Here is a 21,809-nt window from a genome sequence, read left to right on the forward strand (position 1 = left end):
TTAAAGCCTACGGTAAAAAGAATTCTTGACTAAATCTGCTCCTTTGTTTTAAGTGGTAATATTGCTTGATAGCAATCCAGCGCAGTTGATGTGTCGCGGATTGGAAAGACTTGGATTGCTATATTACCTATGTATATGTAATAGAAGATGACAGAAGCTTTATGATAAACACAACACATAAATACATCAGAATCAAAAACCGGATCAAGGACATGATCACAACCGGTTTGCTGGTTGAAAGGCTCCCGGGTGAGAGAGTTCTGGCCAGTGAACTGGAAGTTTCCTACATGACCTTGCGCAAGGCCGTGGCGGAGCTGGTGGAAGAGGGCATCCTGTACAAAGACAGCACCAAGGGAACATTCATAGGCCACAAAAAGAACAATTCCAGGATTACAAAAAACATCGGTTTCTTCTTGGACGACAGCATCAAAGAAGGAATCTCAAGCCCATATTACTCTCTTGTATTCAGATCCCTGGAGGAAGAAGCCACCAATCATGGCTACAATATCCTGTTTTTCTCCGATTTTGATGATCTGAACCCGCTGAAGAACAAGAAAAAAGTCGATGGGGTGATAATTTGCTGCTTTCCCCGCTTAGAGGACAGGATCCAGGAAATCAAGAGTTTTGTGCCCATAGTCTTGTTGGATAACATCGCCTCAGATAAATCCATTCCCTCGGTAACGATCGATAATTTCAACAGTTGCAGCCACTCCACCGAATATTTGTTGTCGCTTGGCCATAGACGCATCGGGTTTGTCTCCGGACTCCTGGATTCAGATGTCTGCAAGGACAGGTTGCTCGGCTACAAGAACGCTCTGGCCCGTTTTGGCCTCAAAGAGGACAGATCTTTGGTGTTCAAGGGAGATTACTCTTGTGAATCGGGTGAAAGAGCCGGAAAATATTTTGTCTCCCTCTCCGAACCTCCAACCGCGATTGTTTGCGCGAACGATTCAATGGCAATTGGCGCATTGAAAGTGATCCGCGAAAGTGGCTTCAAGATCCCCGGGGATATCAGCCTCATCGGCTTTGACGATATCCTGCTGGCTTCCAAGGTTTTCCCTACCCTCACCACTAATGCCGCTCCCATAGCAGAAATGGCCCGCAAAGCAGTGGAAATCCTCCTCACCGAAATGAAAGGCGGAAACACGGATTTTCTGCATGTGATCCTGCAGGCAAAATTGATCAAACGGGATTCCTGCGCACTCTTGCCAGTCTAAACGACCTCCGCATCCAAATCTCAGTTGCGATGGGATTTTCCCCAGCGATTCTCACTATGCTCAAAAAAAAACCTTGACACAAAATCTGCCGGTCAGGATATTGCTCTATAGCAGTTTTTGCCTGCTTCAGAATCTTTAGCCAGATCAAAGGATTGATGGAGGATCGTATGATTGAATCCCTTATTGCGGCAAAACCGAAACCATTGCTTGGCTTGTTGGCGATAATGCTTTTTTTGCTGATGGCAGTGAATGGATTTGCCCAAACACCTTACACTGTGACAACCTATCAGGATGCAAACGGCTGGAAGCTGCAGGTGGATGGAGAGGATTACTTTGTGAAAGGAGTAGTCTGGGCCTATACGCCGATCGGAGAAAACTACTCCTACAACCTGTGGGGAAATCCCGATGAATTCATCATGAAGGTTCTCGATTATGAATGCGGGCTGATGAAACAGGCAGGGATAAATACAATCCGCAGCTTCGGGATCATTCCGCCCCGCTGGGTAACCTATATTTATCGGGAACATGGGATCATGACGATCATGAACCATCTCATGGGCCGATACGGGTATAACGTCGGAGGGGCCTGGATCCCGCAGACTAATTATGCCGACCGGCTAACCCGGGAAACCCTGAAGCGGGACATTGTCAGCCTTGTGCAGCAGTATAAGGATGTGCCCGGCGTATTGATGTTCGCCCTCGGAAATGAGAACAACTACGGGCTGGAATGGTCGAGCTTTGAGATCGAAAACCTGCCCGTGGGAGAACAGCACCGGGAAAAGGCGAAATTTTTATACAGCTTGTTCGAGGAGATCATCGCCGAGGCCAAAAAGGCCGCACCCCAGCATCTTTTTACCATCGTGAACGGAGACATCCAATATCTGGACCTGATCGCCAAGCAGTGCAAATCCATCGATCTGCTTGGTGTCAATGCCTACAGGGGCATCAGCTTCACAGACATGTGGTCCAGGGTGCACAAGGAACTCGGGCTTCCCGTGATGCTGACCGAATTTGGCAGTGACGCGTTCAATGCCTTGGAGCACAGGGAAGACCAGGCCGGCCAAGCCTATATCGTCAAAGGCAATTGGCAGGAGATCTACAATAAAAGCCATGGCCATGGAGAGGAAGGAAACGCAGTCGGGGGCACCCTCTTCGAATGGCGTGACGAATGGTGGAAATACTTGCAGGAGGAAAACCTCTATGTGCAGGACACCCACGCTTCCTGGAGCAATGGCGGTTATGCCTTTGACTACGTGGAAGGCGTCAACAATATGAATGAAGAGTGGTTTGGGATCTGCCGCCTGGGCTGGCCCAACGACGATGGCGTATACGTGGCTGAGCCGAGAATGGCATACGACGTGTTGGCCAAGATTTGGCGCATTAACCCCTACGCAGTGGACAAAGCCAAAATGAATGAGAAATTTGCCTCCATCGACATGGAACTGCTCAAACTGGTTGCGGATGTCCGACTGCTGAAGAGCGAAAAAAGGAAAAGCGACGCGATCCGCATTACCGGAGGCAGTCTGAGGGGCGACCTGGTTTTCAACGGCTTAGCGGCAGATGTGGAAGCCAATGGCAAGAATGGGCTGGATTTTTCCCACGGTGAGATGCTGTTCCTGGATTTTGAATTCAATCCGATCAGCAGGATAAAGGGCGATTTCACTCTGAACATCCTGGGCAACGTTGTTGACAAGCAGCTTGATGAGTATTACGGAAAACGCGGCCAAACCTATGTCACCGTGATCACCGAACCAAACGCGAACGGGCTGGAAGTAAACACCACCAGAGAGGTCAACGATGCGGAACGCCTGGAAGTTTATGATTTCCAAACGACCTACATGACGGACCATTTCGACCTTACCGCCTTTTATCATATCCCCCGCTACCACTGGGGCTATGAGGGCGATTTCTTTGGCCTGCTGTATGAAGCCACGGACATGGAGGGAATGGATATCTGGAATGCCAAGGCCCCCTACGGCGTGGAATTCACCGGCAACAAATTCCTGCCGGGATTCACGCTGCTCACGGGCCCAGAGATCTATTGGGGGGCCAATCCCAAGGCCATGCTCAAATACGATTTTGGCGGCAATAAATTCAAATACACCCTCATCCATGCCGAAGACTTTGCCCAGGCCGCCGCGTCTGCCACGGCCACCGAAGCTACTTCCCGCGCAACCAGGCAGACTGCTCTGACCATGGAAACCAAGATCATCCCGCGCACCAAGCTGCAACTCGGCTACCTTTTCGCCGGCAGCGAAAAGCTTGATGATGTGTTCTACTATTATGAAGACGGCAATGTTTATCAGGATAAGATCGAGCTTATGGATACCCAGGGCGCCAAGGCAAAGATAACTGTGGACGCTTTTAGCGGCAGCAAGATCGACGCCGCGGTGCATTATGCCGGACTGGTGGCCGATGGTGGAAGCCCCTTAAGGGAATTCAACACCACCATGCCCTTTTCCTCTTTGGGAAACAAGCTGGAGTTCGAAGGCGGAATGCTGGTCCCCATTGGCAATTTCTGGCTGCTGCCGCGGGCTCTGTATCGGACCAATTTGCTCGATTCCAATCCCAGTCTCGAGCCCTCCATCGATGGTACTGACCTCTTTCCCGGCCTCACACCCCGCAACCGGGACAAGGATCCATTTGCTGTGTTGGACAACCGGCAGGCATTGTCCGGAGAGTTTTTCCTGACTTACGACCCCACCCCGGCCAGCTTTTTCTATGCTTGGGACAGTGATAAGAAGGAAGATGCCCGTTTCGCCTTCAGCATTGGGGGCAATTTCACCCGCTATGAAACAGTGACCGACGCCAACCTCTTCTATTACCAGGAAGGCAAGACCAACGCGCCCTTCGGCAGTGGAATGCCCGCCGCGGATGTCTGGCTTGCCAAAGGCCGGTTTGTCCTCAACCCCAATCCCAGGCTGAAGCTGATCGCCAACCTCGAAGGCGGGAAACAGCAGGCTTCCGGCAATCCTGACGGGGAGTTGGCCGAGTACATTTCCCTGGCCACGGACCTGGTTATCGCCAAAAAACACTACCTCTCAGCCTATGCCAAAAAAGACGCCTGGGGCCCGCTGGACTGGTATCGCCAGTTCAACATCACCTTCCCCTACCAATTCATGCTGGATTATTCGGTCTTGATCGACAACATCCTGGATAAAACTATCTCCAGCCGGCTGGGATTCAGGACCCTGTTCAGAACTCTTAACGCAAACTCACCCGTAAATGAAGGTGCCGCTGTCAATAGTGACTACCAGTTCCAAACGGGCGTCTATCTCAGACATGAATTCTAAAAGGAGCAAATCGTGAAGAAAAGACATATACTGATCATCCTGAGCCTGGCGCTGATCTTAATCGCGGGCTGTGACCGCCGGACCGGCTACATTTCCAATGTGGTTGACTTGCCAACTGATCACATGCTGGACCTTTACGGCGCCAATGAAGGAATCCATCCGGACCAGAGTGTTCTGACCGATCCTGCCAATCCCTTTGCCGACGCGAATCTGAACATGCAGAACGTCTGGGATCTGACTGAAGTATGCCCCTCCCCCAAAGCAAGGTTCTATCTGTGGGCGACCATTTTGGCCAACATCCCCATCGGCGAGTATCAGTTTTTCACCGGCAAATCCCTGCATGAGCTGTACACTGCCGGCGGTAGCGAGAATGCCCGTCAGCAGGCCAAAAAAGCCTATCGCGCCACCCTGGACCACTTTTTCGATTCTGTCACCTGGTGGCGGGCTGATTGGATCGTGGAGGAAACCTATTACGCTGTCCTGCTCCGGAACATGGTGGCCAAAAGCCTCTATGACCCCTCCGAAATGAACCTCCTGCCGCTCTACAGCGATCCCGTGCTGGCTCTTGCGGACCTAAGCGAATGGGGTTATGTCTACGACATCGAGACAGGAACCGTATCCAGAAGGGACTAGGATCAGCCTGTTTATAAAGACCATTAATCACAAAGCCCGGTCGGCAATTGGAGTCAACCGGGCTTTGCTCGTTTATGCAGACTCCAGCCTGGCGCTGCAAAGGATAACAAATGAAGCCATCCATCAAAAACTTAGTTTGCTCCTCCCTCCTGCTGGTCCTGCTCTTGTCAACTGGCGTCTTGGGCGCTCAGATCGGAGACCTGCTCTGGGCGGATGATTTCAACGACCTGGGCAACTGGATCATCGAAACCGGAAACGGTTCCTGGGGCTGGGGCAACGGGGAATTGCAATTCTACCAAGCGGCCAATGTAACCATCTCCGAGATATCCGGCGGGCCGGGGAACAATGCCCTGCGCATCACCGCCAGGCAGGAAACGGGCCCGAACATCGTGGACCAATGGGGAAATCCCCTATCCTACACCTCGGGTAGATTGAACACCAAATCCAAGGTGTCGGTCAAGTATGGCCTGATCGAGACCAGGGTCTGGATACCAAACATAGACCTGGGCGGTTGGCCTGCCGTCTGGATGTTGGGAACGGCAAACTACGCCTGGCCCCGCAAGGGAGAGATAGACATCATGGAAATGGGATTCAAGCAGGCGTTCAGAGACCTGCATGACGAACATAACGGCGGAAACGGTTTGGACAACTCCACGGTCAATCAAATGGTTGGTGCCAACGCCATTTTCTATTCCGATGATGCCGTCAATCCCGGCAATCCTTCCGGAGCGGCCAGCCTGGCCTGGGATCCCGAAGACGAATTCTGCCGCCCCTATTACAATTATGACCCGTCCTTGGTGAATAGGTTCCTCATTTACCGCACCTATTGGGATGAGGACAGCCTGCGGTTCACCGTGATTGATAACGGCACGGAGCATGACCTTTTCACGGCCCCGTTCGCCATAGACGCCGTTTCTGCCGAATTTCAGGATCCCTTCCATTTTGTCGTTAACCTGGCGATCGGCGGCGCTCTGACGGATGCTTACAATCTGGGCGATCCGGGCAGTGGGCTGCCTGTCACAATGCCTTTCCCGGCGAACATGTATGTGGATTACATCAAAGTCTGGGAGTGGAACGGGCAGGGTGAAGTCCATCTGGGGCCCCCGGAATTCGAAAGCGGGACCTATGGCATTTATACAGACGAAACCCCAACTGACAACGGCCTGGAGATCGGCTTGGATGCCGAGATCTATGTCTGGGAAGGCACTCTCGCCTCCGGATCGATCCCGCCCTACGAGGGTGACAACGGCATTTCCTGGGTCACCACCGGCCTGGGCTGGTTTGGCGCGGGGATCATGTCGATCCAGCCGGTCAACCTGTTCAATTTTGGTGCTGGCAATCTCAAGTTCATGATCAAAATCCCCCCCAACGTCACTTTCAAGATCGGCATCATCGATGCCTGGGGCAATCAAAACTACGTAACGTTTCCAGCCGGCCAAACCACCTACGGCCTGGTCCGGAACGGCGATTGGGGCCAGGCGACCATTCCGGTGGCCGATATCCGCGGCCTCTATATCGACCTGCGCATGCTGAGCTATGAGTTTGTGATCCTGGAAGAACAAGGCGTCCAGTGCGAATTTGCCCTCGATGACATCTACTGGGAAGGCGGCACAACCAACCTTTCAGACCAGGTGGCGCCGCCGAGGCCTTTTGAGTTGCGGCAAAATTACCCCAATCCGTTCAATCCATCCACCAGCATCGGTTTCGTACTCTGGGAATCCTCAAATGTATATCTGCAGGTCTACAATACGCGTGGACAAAAAGTCAAGGCCCTCCTCTCTGAACGCCTGGGCCCTGGAGAGTTTGAGGTTGTTTGGGATGGAACCGATTCTGAGCATAGGCCCGTCCCCACAGGCTTTTATTTCTACAAACTGGAAACCGGCCAAGGATCTGAGCTTAGAAAGTGCCTGTTGCTGAAGTAAGCGAACAAAAAGGCCTGAGGATCGCGCTCCTGCTCATCCTGCTGCTGCTTGTCACAGCGGGAATTTACGCCCAGGCAGTTTCGGTGGAGTTGGTCCAAAGCGCAGACGGAAACTGGCAACTTCTGCGCGCCGGCCAGCCATATTACGTTCTGGGCGCGGGCGGAGACGGATCCAAAGAACTGTTGGCAGCCTGCGGAGCCAATACTTTCCGGACCTGGGGCGTGGGCCCGGACCTGGAAGAGCAGCTCGATCAAGCCTGGGCGCTTGGTTTGACCGTGATCGTGGGCCATTGGCTGGGGCACGAACGCCATGGTTTTGATTACCAAAACGCAGAGCTGCTGAATGAACAGAAAGCCCGGGTCCGCGCGGACGTGCTTGCTTACAAGGACCATCCCGCCGTGCTGATCTGGGGTCTGGGCAATGAAATGGAAGGCATCGGCGCGGGCGACGATCCCGCGATCTGGAACCATATCCAGGAATTGGCAGCCCTGGTCAAAGAACTCGATCCTTTCCATCCCACCATGGTCGTCACCGCGGATATCGGCGGCAAAAGGGTAGAAATGATCCACAAGCTCTGCCCCGACATCGATATCATGGGGATCAACACCTATGGCGGTTTGCCCTCTCTACCAAGCCGTTACAAGGAATTGGGCGGGACCAAACCCTATCTCGTAACCGAGTTTGGGCCTCCCGGGGTCTGGGAAACGGGCCGGACGGAGTTTGGGGTTCCGCCAGAACTTTCCAGCACCCAAAAAGCCGTCCTCTACCAGGAATATTTCCAGAAGGGGTGCCTGGCTGAGCCTTTGTGCCTGGGCGGATGCGCTTTTCTCTGGGGCTCAAAACCCGAAGCCACCGCCACCTGGTTTGGAATGCTGCTTCCGGGCGGCGCCAAGCTCGCCGCGGTGGATGCCATGACTGAGATCTGGAGCGGAAAACCGCCCTCCAACCTTTGCCCTGAGATCAGAAGCCTTGAGCTCGCCGGACCCGCTGTGCTGCAACCCGGTCAGACCGTGAAGGTAAACCTGGAGGCCGTCGATCCCGAAGGCGTTGAGGTGAAAGTGGACTGGAAGGTCTGCCCCGAAGCTCCACAATACGATACCTTTGGCGAAACCTGGTGGCAGCCTCTGGAACTGGGTGGGATCATCGTCAGTTCTTCTGCCACGCAGGCGGAACTGATAATGCCCAGCGGAGGCCTCTACCGTCTGTATGTGACTGTCCTTGACGGTTCCGGCGGCGCGGCCACGGCCAATATTCCTTTCAAGGTCGAGGGTGAACCCAGCACACAGCGGCTCAAACTCCCGCTTGATGTCTTTGCTGATGGCGCTCCCCAGCCCTGGGCCCCTTCCGGCTGGATGGGCGATTATCAAGCCCTCAGCATGGATGCCGGATCGCGCGTCTCACCCCACAGCGGGGATAACTGCCTGGAATTTCGCTATGCGCAATCCAGTTCCTGGGCCGGCGTGGTCTGGCAGGATCCGCCCAACGACTGGGGCGAACTGCCAGGCGGTTACGACCTGACCGGAGCGAAACAGCTCACTTTCTGGGCGCGGGGCGCTTTCGGCGGTGAAATTGTAAATTTCGGCGTTGGCCTGCTCGGCCCGGAGAAGAAATTTTCCGACACCCTGGCCGCCAAACTGGAAGCCGTGAAACTGACGCAAGACTGGAAGCAATACCGGATCAGCCTCAAAGGCAAGGACCTGTCCCGGATCAAGACCCCTTTCTATTGGTCCGCGTCCGGCCAAAAGCATTCCCTCACCTTGTACCTTGATGATATCCGTTTTGAATGACAAGGAAGCCGCGCATGAAAAACTCAGTGCTTTACTCCATTTTCTTGCTGCTTGGCCTGCTTCTCGCTGGAGGCCTGCGGGCCCAGTGCATGCTGGCCAATCCCAGCTTTGAGGTATCCGGGCAAGGTGGCACCGTTTTTACCGGCTGGGAGCAATTTGGCCAGACGGGAGCGTCAACCGAGTCCCAGCACGGTTCACTGGCGGCGAAAGTGAGTGGCCAAAACACCGGCAGCCTCAATGTATCTGGTTTTTGGCAAAGGCTGGATTGTGCCCCAGGCGAAGAGTGGCATGTCCGGGGATACGTTCTGAACACGATCGATTCGCCCCTCAGCGAAGATTCCTTCGCGCTGGTCAATGTGGAATGGCGAAACGCCGGAGGCGAGCTGATCGACTATGACAGCTTCACCGTTGCCGACGCAGCGTCTCCCGCGGGAGTCTACGCAAGCTTCGATCTGCTCAGTTCGCCCGCCCCGGCCGGAACTGCAGCGATCCATCTTCTGCTTGGTGCTCTTCAGGCCCAGAACGATCCGCCCCCAGAGGTCTTGTTTGACCAGATCACCTGTTACAGCACCGCTTTCCCCACCATCGACGACATGCAATGGAACGACTTTCCCAGCGGGCGCAGCCTGGAATTTTCCAACCGGACCTGGCGGGTAAAAGGTTCAGGCTGGTACGGTCCCGGCCCCAACAATTTCAGCCATCTGCCCTCCAGCGTTTGGGTGGATAGCGCAGACCGCCTCCATCTGACAATCAAACAGATCGCCGGAGTCTGGTACAGCACGGAAGTAACGCTGTTCGACACCCTCGGCTACGGCGATTACGTCTTCACCACCCTCGGTTCCCTGGGCCAACTTAACGAGCGAGCCGTACTCGGCCTCTTCCTCTGGCAATATGGCCCTTGCTATGATCAGGACAATGTTTGGTGGAATCCCTACAACGAGATCGATGTCGAATTCAGCCGCTGGGGAACGCCGGGCAACCAGATCGGCCAGTTCGTCGCCCAACCTTGGGACTGGCCGGGAAACATGGCCCGCTTTGACGCGGTTTTGGGAGCGGAACAGCTCGCCAGCCATGCCTTCAACTGGCTGAGCGACAGGGTTGAATTCCGCAGCTGGTTGGGTGGGCCCCAGGACGAATCCCCGGCCAACCTGATCTATGCCTGGAACTACACCGGGCCGCACATTCCCCGTCCCGAGCAGCCCCGCGTGCACCTCAACCTCTGGTATGTGGGCTCTCCTCCAAACGCAGACCAGGAGGCAATCCTAACCGCTTTCACCTTCGTTCCGGCCGGCGGAGGCTCCCCAATCCAGGACCAGGTTGCAGGCCCGGTCCCGCTTGAATTGAACCAGAATTTCCCCAACCCCTTCAATCCCAGCACCAGCATCAGTTTTGACCTTTCCCGGCCGGGGCGGGTCAGGCTGGAAATCTTCGACCTCCGGGGCAGGAAAGTTGCCACTCTGGCCGACGAATTCAAACAAGCCGGACACCACGCCCTGGAATGGGACGCGCGGAACCAGGCCAGCGGAATCTATTTCTGCAGGCTGAGCTCCGGTTCCGAGTCCATCAGCCGCAAGATGCTCCTTCTCAAATAGGGGCGGTCATCCTGGCTTCAAAATCAAGCCTCCATGGAGCCAGATTGGGAATCCGATTTGAAATCTCAGCCTCCGCCCTCCCTTGACGGCGTTTATCACTTGCCTATCCACTGTCTATCACTTGTCTATAATAGACAAGTGATAGACAGTGGATAGGCAAGTGATAGCCAGGGTGAAAAGAGGGCGGATCAAACGTAAAATGGCTAGCAGCCTTGCTTGCGGGCTGGGGAATGAGAATCCGGAAGCAAAATTCAATTGACATAATGCGACGGATGCATTCATTTGTTTGGAGACAGGATCTTCCTGCCAGTCCAGTATCCGTGAAATGAATCAGCAGAGGAGAACAGAATGGTCGGCATCGTCAGAACTTACACCACGATCGGGATCGACGGCCAGCAGCTTACCGTGGAGTGCGACGGCACCTCCCAGGTCTTTGCGGTCAACATCGTCGGCATGGCTTCCAGCGCGGTCAAGGAAAGCCAGGACCGCATTTTCGCCGCGCTGCGCAACTCCGGCTTCGACGCCGCGGTGCGCCGTTTCACGATCAACCTGGCCCCCGCGGACATCAAGAAGGACAGCGCCGCGCTCGACCTGCCCATCGCCATCTCCGTGCTCCAATGCATCAAACAGCTGCCTGTGGAATACCTCACCAAAACGGCCATCATCGGCGAACTCTCTCTGGACGGCAACTTGCGCCCGGTGAAAGGGGTTCTGCCCATCGCTTTGGCTGCCAAACGCGATGGGATGGACGCGCTGATCCTCCCGGCTGAAAACGCCGAGGAAGCCGCCATCATTGAAGGTTTGAAGGTCATTCCAGTCACCTCCTTGCGCGAGGCGGTCCTCTACCTGCGCGGCGAGAACCAGATCGATCCGGCCAAGGTGGACCGGGACAAGATCTTTTCCGTGCTCAATGATTTCCCGGTCGACATGCACGACGTAAAGGGCCAATATCAGGTCAAACGGGCTCTGGAAGTTTCCGCGGCCGGAGGCCACAACCTGCTGATGATCGGGCCTCCCGGCAGCGGCAAGACAATGCTGGCCCGCCGGGTGCCCACCATACTGCCAGAACTCTCTCTGGACGAGGCTTTGGAGGCCACCAAGATCCACTCCGTGGCCGGCTACTCCAAGCATTTCCGCAATGGGATCCTGACCACCAGGCCGTTCCGCAGCCCTCACCACACGATTTCAAATAACGCATTGGTGGGAGGTGGGGCCTTTCCACGTCCCGGCGAAGTTTCCCTGGCCCACAGCGGAGTTTTGTTCCTGGATGAGCTGCCTGAGTTCAAACGTGACGTTTTGGAAGTGATGCGCCAGCCCCTGGAAGACGGGGTCGTCACGATCTCCCGGACTGCCACCAGCCTCACCTTTCCCGCGGAATTCATGCTCATCGCCTCGATGAATCCCTGCCCCTGCGGCTATTTCGGCTCCAACATACCCAACCATCCCTGCACCTGCGAGTTCGGCGCTATCCAGCGCTATCGGGGACGGGTTTCCGGGCCGCTGCTGGACCGTATCGACATCCATGTGGAGGTCCCTGCGGTCAGCTATTCAGACCTTGCTGCGCTGCCTTCGGGAGATCGGTCTGCGGATATCCGGGCCCGGGTCAACAAAGCCCGTTCCATCCAGCGCGAACGCTATGCCACGGAGGGGATCTTCTGTAATGCCCAGATGAGCAGTAAACTCCTGCGCAAATACTGCCAGATGGATGATGCCATTCAGGCCCTGATGCAAAACGCTATCGACAAGCTGGGCTATTCCGCCCGCGTCTTTGACCGGATCCTGAAGGTCTCGCGCACCATCGCCGACCTGGAAGGCCTGGCCGACATCAGCAGCGACCACATCTCCGAAGCCATCCAATACCGCACCCTGGACCGCAAATACTGGGGCTGAGGCGCTGCGCCGGCTTTGGACCGTATCCCGTTATTCTACTGGCTGACAGCCACCACCCGGAAAAAGCGTTTGTTCAGGACAGTTTCCGTCCAGAGCGGATTGGTCGTGATTCCCAACAAGGCATAAGGCCCGGCCGGATCATCCGCTGCCAACACCCGATAGGAAGCGGCGCCGATGATCTGGTCCCAGGCGAGGAGCAGATTCACTCCATCGATGCTGGCCTGCGGATCGGGGATCCAGTCAACGGTGAATTTCAACACCTGTTCCAGGCTTCTCTGGCCGCGGGTGGAGATCGCGTAGACGTGGAGAAAGTAGGTCTCGCCTTGCACCAGATGGGTGAGCGGGATGGCGTGGTCGGCCTGGACGTCCTGGCCCGGCGTCATGCCCGGCAACTGATATGAGCTCGATTCATCCACCTCGGGGCCGGTGAAATACCAGGTGATGCTCTGGATATCGGCAATATCGGGATAGCCGGGCTTGAAGACCGTGAGCCACAGAGGCTGGCCCCAGTTTCCGGCGGAGTTCTTCACCCTGATGCCCAGGTGGTGAAAGCCCAGAGGCGAATCCCCCAGGGCCAGAACGATCGCCTGCTGGACGTCCGCGCCGTCGGCCAGTTCGATGAATTGGCCCCCTCCCTCGCCGGGATCCTCATCCAGCCACCATTCCGCGGAAACCACTTCCGCAAGTGGGGCATTGCCGGTGGCAAAAACCAGTTTGTGGATGGGCAGGCTCCAGTTTCCGGCCTGGTTGCGGGCCCGGACCCCGAAGCGGTGCAAGCCCAAAGCCGCGCCCTGGGTGGCCATCTGGACCAGTTGCTGGACGTCGGTTCCAGCAGCAACAGACACTGAATTGGCGTTCCCGGGGCCAGGATCGGTATCCAGCCACCATTCCAGCTCCTCCACCAGGCTGGGAAGGGGCTCCCCGGAACTCCTGAAAAAAGCCCGGTGCTGGGGCAGGCTCCAGGTCCCGTCAGCGTTTCGCGCCCGGAAGTGGAGATGGTTCAGGCCCGCTTCCAGTCCTGAAGCATCCAGCACGGCTTGGTGGATGACGTCTTCCCCGGGGGTGAAAGGAAGCTCAGCCGCGCCGTCCCAATCCCCCGCGTTCCAATAGTATTGCATCAGGGCCACAGGGCTCAGGGCCAGAGCCAATCCCAGCCAGACCAAGCCCAGGGCCGTGAGCAGAATTATCCTGCCGCTTCTCATATCCGCACCCCCTTTTAGTGGGCGTGGGCCTTGATCAGCGCCGGCAGGGTGAATCCGGAGGCAGGAGCAGTGAATTCATAGATCGAGGGGATCCCTTCCGGCATTCCGGAAAGCACGTAGGGAGCCGGGCCGCCATACATTCCGCAATCCGCGCCGCCCACGCCCGCACCGATGGCTGGGGAACCTGGCAGCAGCATGTACATCCCGTCCGTGGAGCCGCTCAATGTGAAGACCGTGGCCATGTCCACGTTGCTCTGATTTCCGTTGGCCGTGCCAAACTGGGTGGCGTTGCCGATATTGTTGAGCACCGTGTTGGTCGCGTTGGCGGTGAAGTTCCCGCTGCGCATGATGTTGTTTTGGAAGATGCTGTTGTAGATGGTTACATTTCCATTGCCGCCCACAGCGTGGAAAACATTGTGCTCGATGGTGGCAAAGGAGGTCGTGGCTAAGTTCAGGTTTGCGCTGCCATCGACAACGAAGAAATTGTTGGCGATATACAGGGAGTAATTGTTGCCGACGGCATTGAGGCATCTGGTGGTGTACGAAACACCCGCCCGGGACACGTAGTTCTGCACTACCGCGACGTTCGAAGCGCCGGTATTGATGTAGATGGCATCGTCATAGCTGGTCATATTCACGAAATTGCGCTTGAGAGTGATGTTGCTGGCATTGACATACATTCTGTTCGCCTGCAAACCTGAGGCCAGGGAGCCAGCAGAGCCGCTGCTGAATTGAAGCGTATTCAGCTTGGAGGAATGGGGATTGGCCTGCGTAAAGGGATTCTCGGTGAGGAAGTAACCCGCCCCTATCAGGGTCAATTGCTTTTGCAGGTTCAGGTCCCCATAGCTGGTGAGCGAACCGCAGATATAGAGGGTGTCGCCCGGCGCGGCGGCTGTGTAGGCAGCCGAAAGGGTGGTGAAATCGGGATCGGTGTCGGGTGTGTTGTTGACGATGTGGACTGTGCCGGCCAGCGCTCCGGCGGCGATTAGTAAAACCACAAAAAATGCTGCTTTCATGATCATCTCCTTTGATCTGATATCGAATTCAACATTAGTGAACCTTGAATATCTTGTCAAGAAAAAACGATCTGGCAAGCATGATAGGACGTTCCAGAAATCAGCTCAATTCTCTATGTATCGGTATTTTATGCTTTTGGTGAGCCTGAGTTTTACTTGTGGAACAGGGCCGGACCGAGTTTGTGATGACAGGTAACATCCAAAACGTCAAAACGCGATACTGTTAGCGATCTCCTCTATTCTATGCTTTTACCCACCCGGGGAGCCACATAGATGTCGGCTTCGATCATGACGTTGTTTTCAAAGAAGTGGTGCACGAAATAGAGGTTTCCCTCCGCGTCCAGGGTCGGTTCGCCCGCGAATTGGGAAATGATCAGCTCCGGCTGGCCCCACTCCCCGCCGCTTTTTTGGGAGCGGAAGATCGCCGGAGTGCCCATGTAGGTTCTGGAAAACCACATTTCGCTGCCGTCCTGTGAGATGAAGGGAAATCCCTCATCTCCGGTCGTGTTTACAGCCGTGACGTTTTCCGGGTCGGACCAGAGCAATCCGCTTCTGGAGGTCAGCCAGATATCGCTGCCACCCTGGCCGCCCTCCCTATGGGAATGGAAATAGAGGTCGTCCCCGTGGATGTGGACCTCGCCGATCTGGATCTCATGCATCAGGCGGTTGCCGCAATAGGTCCAGTTGCGCCAATTCCCGGCGATCAGTTCCGCGGTGAACATATTGACCCCGGTGTAGCCTTCGCGGGCCGAGGCAAACCACATTTCCTGGTCCTGAATGGCCACCGCGCCATCCAAAGCAAGTTTGCCCGGCTCCTGCAGCCAGACCCTCTCCGCTTCGGTCCAGATGTCTTCGACCCTGTGGGATACCCAAACCCCGGAAACATCGTCGATGATCTGGGATTCGGGTGGGACGCGGACATCCGGAGTAAAGAAGAAATAAAGTGTGTTGCCGTCGGGCAGGATGAAGGGTGAATCCTCAGCCCCGGAAGTGTTGATACCAGCGCCCAGGGGAACTGGATCCAGAAATTCGCCCGAATGCAGGATGGGCGGATGCTGGTCGGTCTCGGGGGTGCGTTTGATGATGTCCGAGGGAAGTTTTTCCGCCCGGGTGACCTCGGGATATGTGCTCACAGGGTCGTCACATGCGCTTATTAGGAAGAGGGTCGATAGCAAAGCCGGCAGCAATGTTCCCCAAAGGCGGAAATTTCGGCCGGGCCAATCCTCTCCTCCGGGTCTGAGCTTGTGTTGTACAAACATCTTGACTCCTTCGGGAACTAATTCCCCAACGTAGTTCAAAGATTGACTATACTCGTCTGCGTGTCAATTTCTTTACTTTGGCCCGACTACTACTTTAGCAGGCTCAGCCGGCCCCAGGTCTCACCATCCGCGTGGCGCAGGCGGGCCAGATAGATACCCGCGGCCAAATGGGAATCGTCCTCATTCCGGCCGTCAAAGATCTGGGAATGGTTGCCCCGGAGTTGGACTCCCTGGAATAGAGACCGCACTTTGCGGCCCCGCAGGTCATAGATATCCAGCCAGACCTCGGAATCCCTGGCCAGGCTGTAGCTGAGAAGGGCGGAAGGATTGCAGGGATTGGGCCAGATCGCCAGCCGGGGTAGGTGCGGAGCGTTTTCCTGCTCCTCCGCGGCCAGCGACGGGTAGCCGCTGTGCATGTATTCCAAGGCGTTTGCGTTCTGTTCCAGCAGGCTGTAAAAGGAGTCCAGGACGGAAAGATCCCCGCTTTGCGCGTACTCGAGCCAGGACAGGATAACGGAGAAAACGAGGGTGTTGCCATAGATGTTCAGATGCCCCACCCCGTTGAAGGAAACGTAGCTTTTATAGCTGGAGGCGAGGTTTTCAAAGATGGGCATCTGGTGTTGAGCGGGCGGGGTGATGGTGTCGCTGGATCCGGACAGCGTCAGAGACGGAATAAAAACCTGGGCGGCCGCGCTGATGGCGGAGGGATCGGTGTTCGCGGCAGCGAGAGTGACCAGGGCCGAGGCGCTGGTGTTGGAGGCGGCCAATACGCTGGCCCCGCCGCCCATGGAATGGCCCGTCAGCACCGCAAAGGGAGCCACAATGCCGTATAGTTCAGAGCCGTCCTGCCAGTTCTCCGCCTGCACGCTTTGCAGCACAAACTCCAGGTCCAGCGCGAAATCCAGGTGGTTGGGAAATAGCCCGCTTTCCGTTGTCGGGAAGGCCATGATCCAGCCGTAGGGAACAAATTCCTGCCAGAGTGCCGAATACAGGGAAACCGGCATGATCCAGCCATGCCCGAAGACCATCAGCGGGAAGATCGCCCGGTCTTCTTTTCCGGCCTGGCTTTCCAGTGGATAATAGACAACCGCGCCGATCTGCCGGTTGTCCCGGCTGGGATCTATATAGCTGCGGTTCAACTGGCCGATCTCATAGGCGTTCAAACTCGCCATAGACAGTATGGCTAGCAGCGGCACCATCTTTCTGAGCATTTTCTACCTCCAGATCTGGTATCTTATGATAGTTTAGCCGATATTCAGGGCAGGACGGCGGTCACCCGGTAGAAGTGGAAATCTCCGCTGACCGGTTCGGACCAGGAGGTCGTGGCGCTGGTGCTAACCAGCACAAAGGGCCCCAGAGGATCAGTGCTGCGGTAGATCCTGTATTCCACCGCGGGCAGGGAACAGGACCAGGTGAGCACGAACAAGCCGCCCGTGATCTGGTATGATCCTGAAACATCGGTGATCGGAGACCCTGCTTCCCCTTCCCAATGGATCATGCCGTAATCGTCCTGTTCAAAGACCGATCCGCCGAAATCGCCGCTCCAGTCCAGGAATTGGACAAAACCGTCATCCACGATCTTGCTGACGTTATAGGCCCCGCTCCAGGTGTTGGTGGGGAAATTCGCCCCGGTTACGGTCAGGTTTTGGTTGTTGTTCAGGGTCAGAAGCATGCCGCCACTTCCTCCCTGGCGGAAGGTGCAGTTGTTGAAGCTGTGGGTGCCATCGACGCTGGCCCCGGGTTTGACGTTCACTCCGTTGGAATCCATAAATTCAAAGATGGTGTGGGCCGCGGCGATGGTCCCGCCGTTTTCGATCTCAAGGGAGTAATAGCCCTGGCCGTTGTTGCTGATCCGGGCTGGATCCCCGGCGCTGCCCACGCTTTCCAGATATCCGCCGGCATTGACCCGGAGGATGCCCTCGTGAGCCAGTTTGATCAGGGACGCGCTGTCCATTACCAGAGCGGAGTTGACGATCAAGGCCCCCGTGCATTCGAGAGTGCCATGGTTGAGGCTGAGAGTGCCGGCATTGAGCGTGGCAGTGTATCCATCCAGGACTTGGACCGATCCCAACACGGTAACCGTGTTGGCCGACTGGATGGTGAAATTGCCATAGACCCGGAAGCCGTAGATCAGCAGATTGCTGTTTCTGTTGCCGCCGCCTGGATCCCTGGTCACGGCCTTGTTGATCAGCAGGGAACTGAAGCGGCCGGGGTGATACACTAAGACGGTGTTATTGCCCGTACCGGTGAGTTCGACCGTTCCCCCGGTAGGCTGGAATTGCCCGTAAGTATCCTGAAAATCGCCATTGCAGCGGATCAGGCCGCCGGACACATTGACCATTGCATCGGAGTTGCCGAGAAATCCGATGCCCCTGTCCACGACGCTGAACTGGCCGCTGTCCATGCTGAAAGTGGTGCCGCTAGAACCGATGACGCAGTCGTAACTCCCGCCATGGAGTTCCAAGATCCCGCCGTTGGTAATGGTCACCGACCCATTGATATTGAGGCCGCTGTAATAGCCGGTGTCCTGATGGATCTCAAGAAAACCCGCGTCGGCGGTATAGCCACCCCAAAGGCTCGACTGGTAGAGATCGGAGACGATGACGTGGTTTCCGGAATCATAGGAACCGATAACGCCGCCGTCGGTGTAGGAGGCGATCGTGGATGTATGGCTGCCATGGAAGTTCAGGACCCCGGCGGAGTTTTGGTTGAGGACCGTTTGCAGAGTCGCGGGAGCATGGAAATCCACTCGGTTGCCGACAGTCAGGGTCCCAGTGACGGTGGTGGTACCCTGAAAGGACAGGCCGTCACCGGTGTGGGCATCGACAAGGTTATGGAAGCCGTTCGTGCCGGAGATCGTTTGTGTTCCGTTGTTTCTGGTAAAGTGCACCGTTCCCGACGAGGGATTGAATACCGTGCTGGGATCCCTGGTCCAGTCTCCACCCACGTACATCATCGGCGGGGCGATAACACTGCCGCTTTGCAAGTATAGATCAGCGATCAAGGCCAGCTGCCCCTCTATAGTGACATAGTAAGTGGAGGAAGTTTTATTGATGGTTAGGTTGGTCAGGGTACTGTTGGCCGTACCCAGCAAAGCGGTCTGCAGGCTGCCATACAGTACCAGATGCCCGCCCATGTGGAAATCACTGCGGTAGATCCGCACACTGCCGGCGGTACGAAGATAGCAGGAAACAATCGTACCGTTGAAGGGCCGGTCCGCGACCACCTCGAAGCCGCGATTCTTGAAATCCAGAGTACCGTAACTCATTGACAGTTGGGATCCGTCCGTGGGGTTGAGTTGGCAATCGGCGGCTCCGCCATGGACGTTGAAGGTGCCCCCGGTTATGGTTATCACGCCGTATATGTGGATATTGGATCCAATACTGGTGTCCTGGTGGAGATTGATGATACCGGACACAAGGTTGATATCTCCATAGATACCGGGATCAACAAGGTCATTGGCGGTGAAAGTGCCGCCGTGGACAGTGTATCCGCCGGTATCCACATCCAGTTTGTTACAGGTGAGAAAATTATCCGACCAGAGGTAGAATCTGCCATTCTGGAGTTTGAGGGTCGAGGAGGAAAGCGAGGTTATGTTTACCGTCCCGACAATGCTCACCGCCAGATTCGAGGTCGCCAGGTTGATGGTGACATTGTTGAAGGTGCTGCCCACTGTCCCCTCCAGGACCGAGCTGGAATTGCCACAGAGCTCGATCGTACCGCCACTGGGATTGAAATCGGGACGCTGAACAATGAAGTAGCCGGAGGTGCGGAGGGTCCCGCCGCTAATGTTGTCATTGAAAGTGAAATTCGGCCCGATATAGATTCCCACGTCCTTGAAATCGAGGACGCCCGTACCGCTGAGGTTCAGGGTCGGATTGCTGTCATTGGTGAAGCTGGAAGAGCCGAGACCGCCATGGACATTGAAGATGCCGCCGCTGCCGATGGTGAGATTTGACCGCAAATTGATCTGCTGGCCGCTGTCCTGGTAGTAATTGACAGTACCTGAACTGAGGGTTATGGTGCCGTAAATTCCCGGGTCGTAGAGGTCCAGGGCGGTGAAGCTGCCGCCGGAAACGGCGTAGGAACCGGCGATCCATCGGTAGCTGCTGCAGTTCACATTGACCCCGCTGGGTATGGTAACCGTACCCCAGCTTTTGTTCAGGACCAGGTTGTGGAAGGTCTCTGTGGTCAGGGTCTGGTTGCTGTTGCCGTCGAAAGTGACCGTCCGCGTCCCTTCCGTGAATGCCGCCGGGCCAACCAGATTGGTCCAGTTCCCGGCCACATACATTGTCGGCGGGGCGATGAAGGTGCCACCTGCGAGGCGGAATTCGCCATTGATGTCGAAGGTACCCTGTCCCGTTATCACGCTCGCAGCTGAGGTTTTGTTGATGGTCACGTTGTGGAAATTGCTGTTCACCGCCAGCCTGAACTCGCAGCTGGCGCTTCCGTAAAGCTCGACCGTGCCGCCGCTGGGATTGAAATCGTTGCGGTCGCCGATGAACCTTTCGGCCGTGCGGATGGTCCCGCCGCTGATGTTGTCGTTGAAGGTGTAACTGGTGGTGAAGATGATGCCGACGTCCTTGAAATCCAGGACCCCCGATCCTTGCAGGGTCAAGGTTGCCGGGGCGCCCCGCCCAAAAACGCTGGGGCCATTTCCGCCATGGATGTTGAAGGTCCCGCCGTTCGTAAAGGTCAGATTGGCGTTCAGATCCACATAGGAACCGGTCGCGGTGTCCTGATAAAAATTGATGGTCCCGCCATTTACCCTTATCGTGCCGTAGATTCCCGGATCCGCCAGGTCGTAGGCCGTGAAAGTCCCTGCAACCCGATATTCTCCGGCCGTCCAATCAAAACTGGCGCAAGTCACGTTCTGCGCGTACGCGATGGCTGCGGGATACTGGATGTCGCTTTTGTTAAGCTCCAGCGTGGCAAAGGTCTCAGCATTTATCGCCTGATAGTTGGGGCCAGCCAAAATCACCCTTCCCGAGCCTTCAATGAAGGCGGCAGGGCCGACGTTGTTGGTCCAGTCGCCCCAAAGGGTGATGTTATGATTGTAGGTCGCCGGCGGCACCGTCGTCACCTGTACCGTATTCAGCAAGCCGGACTGGATGGTCAGATTGCCCTTGACCAGGATGTCGCTGTTGAGGGTCGCGCTGTATCCGCTGCCTTTGTTTATGGTCAGGTTTTTCAAGTAGCTTCCGTTGTCAGGCATGAACATCACGGAATTGATGTTGCCGTCCATGATCAGGGTTCCCCAAGTACAATACAAGTAGGCGTTGTCAAAAACCCTCAGGTCCCCTTTGAGGTAAGTGTTTCCTGTAAAAGGGTGGTAAAGAATGCTTCCGGATATAACTCTCAGGGAACCGTTGATGGTCAGGGGCGCGGTCGAACTAGTGCTTATGGAGGCGTAGTTGCTGTTTTTGGCGATCGTCAGGTTGTTGATCGCGCAGGCCGTGTAGACATCTAGATCTGAATAGTTTGTGCTCCCGGTAATCGTCAGGGTGCCCAAACTCATGCTAACGCCGCTGCTGTTGAACTCAACATCGAAGTTTACGTTGATGTTTCCGTCCGCGGTGATGTTGGTGCTCGAGAGGGGTTGGAAATACAGCGAGCCCTGGACGTTCAGCACGCTCGAAGTGGAGGTCATCGTGAGTCTGGCGTTGCAGGTAAAATTGGTGCCCACGGTCAGGGTACCCGCGCCAATTGCCACTTCTGGCCGGATCCCGCTGTTGAGGGTCAGGGAATAGCAGTTCGCGGTACCGGTCACCACAGGATAGTTGGTCAGGCCATTGGGGATCACAACGTCCTCCGAACTCAGGGGAACGTGGTTTTGGCTCCAGTTGGCCGCCGTGTTCCAGTCGGTTCCGTGACTTCCGTCCCAGGTGTTGGTGACCCGGAAAGGTTCGCCAGTCCCCAGTTGAGCGCTGACCGCGGCGATTGATACCAGTAGAAACAGAGTTAAAAACGCTTTCATTAGTTCTCCTCATTAAATCTT

Annotated in this window: 12 protein-coding genes; 7 read left to right on the top strand and 5 right to left on the bottom strand. The window is 55.9% G+C overall.

The genetic code is table 11. The annotated features are described in order from the left end of the window. Positions 1-161 precede the first annotated feature (161 nt). The 7 genes from K0B87_00380 to K0B87_00410 all read left to right on the top strand — a co-directional run bounded on the left by K0B87_00380 (position 162) and on the right by K0B87_00410 (position 12,334). Positions 162-1,217: a GntR family transcriptional regulator gene (locus tag K0B87_00380; GenBank protein ID MBW6513202.1), complete on the top strand. Its 1,056-nt coding sequence runs from the start codon at positions 162-164 to the stop codon at positions 1,215-1,217. 224 nt (positions 1,218-1,441) lie between these two features. Beyond that, the gene (locus K0B87_00385) at positions 1,442-4,510 is read left to right on the top strand and encodes a hypothetical protein (GenBank protein ID MBW6513203.1); all 3,069 of its coding nucleotides are present in this window, start codon (positions 1,442-1,444) and stop codon (positions 4,508-4,510) included. Positions 4,511-4,522: 12 nt separating this feature from the next. Next, positions 4,523-5,143: a hypothetical protein gene (locus K0B87_00390; GenBank protein MBW6513204.1), complete on the top strand. Its 621-nt coding sequence runs from the start codon at positions 4,523-4,525 to the stop codon at positions 5,141-5,143. A gap of 110 nt (positions 5,144-5,253) precedes the next feature. After that, complete coding sequence (locus K0B87_00395) at positions 5,254-7,065, top strand: family 16 glycosylhydrolase (GenBank protein MBW6513205.1); 1,812 nt, start codon at positions 5,254-5,256, stop codon at positions 7,063-7,065. Continuing rightward, the gene (locus tag K0B87_00400; GenBank protein MBW6513206.1) at positions 7,047-8,852 is read left to right on the top strand and encodes a hypothetical protein; all 1,806 of its coding nucleotides are present in this window, start codon (positions 7,047-7,049) and stop codon (positions 8,850-8,852) included. Before K0B87_00395 ends, K0B87_00400 begins: the two co-directional genes overlap by 19 nt. A 14-nt stretch (positions 8,853-8,866) precedes the next feature. Next, positions 8,867-10,444 (top strand): T9SS type A sorting domain-containing protein, encoded by a 1,578-nt coding sequence (locus K0B87_00405; protein MBW6513207.1) that lies wholly within the window; start codon positions 8,867-8,869, stop codon positions 10,442-10,444. Between the two features lie 348 nt (positions 10,445-10,792). Then, the gene (locus K0B87_00410) at positions 10,793-12,334 is read left to right on the top strand and encodes a YifB family Mg chelatase-like AAA ATPase (GenBank protein ID MBW6513208.1); all 1,542 of its coding nucleotides are present in this window, start codon (positions 10,793-10,795) and stop codon (positions 12,332-12,334) included. Positions 12,335-12,369: 35 nt separating this feature from the next. On the opposite strand, the gene K0B87_00415 is transcribed toward K0B87_00410, so the two are convergent. The 5 genes from K0B87_00415 to K0B87_00435 all read right to left on the bottom strand — a co-directional run bounded on the left by K0B87_00415 (position 12,370) and on the right by K0B87_00435 (position 21,788). Next, positions 12,370-13,536 (bottom strand): hypothetical protein, encoded by a 1,167-nt coding sequence (locus K0B87_00415; protein ID MBW6513209.1) that lies wholly within the window; start codon positions 13,534-13,536, stop codon positions 12,370-12,372. 14 nt (positions 13,537-13,550) lie between these two features. Next, the gene (locus K0B87_00420) at positions 13,551-14,552 is read right to left on the bottom strand and encodes a hypothetical protein (protein ID MBW6513210.1); all 1,002 of its coding nucleotides are present in this window, start codon (positions 14,550-14,552) and stop codon (positions 13,551-13,553) included. Positions 14,553-14,788: 236 nt separating this feature from the next. Continuing rightward, positions 14,789-15,685: a hypothetical protein gene (locus K0B87_00425; GenBank protein ID MBW6513211.1), complete on the bottom strand. Its 897-nt coding sequence runs from the start codon at positions 15,683-15,685 to the stop codon at positions 14,789-14,791. Positions 15,686-15,900: 215 nt separating this feature from the next. Further along, a complete protein-coding gene (locus K0B87_00430; protein ID MBW6513212.1) occupies positions 15,901-17,022 on the bottom strand; it encodes a hypothetical protein in 1,122 nt (373 codons plus the stop codon). 44 nt (positions 17,023-17,066) lie between these two features. Next, positions 17,067-21,788: a hypothetical protein gene (locus tag K0B87_00435; GenBank protein MBW6513213.1), complete on the bottom strand. Its 4,722-nt coding sequence runs from the start codon at positions 21,786-21,788 to the stop codon at positions 17,067-17,069. Between the last annotated feature and the right edge of the window lie 21 nt (positions 21,789-21,809).

The sequence above is a fragment of the Candidatus Syntrophosphaera sp. genome (genome assembly GCA_019429425.1).
Lineage (GTDB): Bacteria > Cloacimonadota > Cloacimonadia > Cloacimonadales > Cloacimonadaceae > Syntrophosphaera.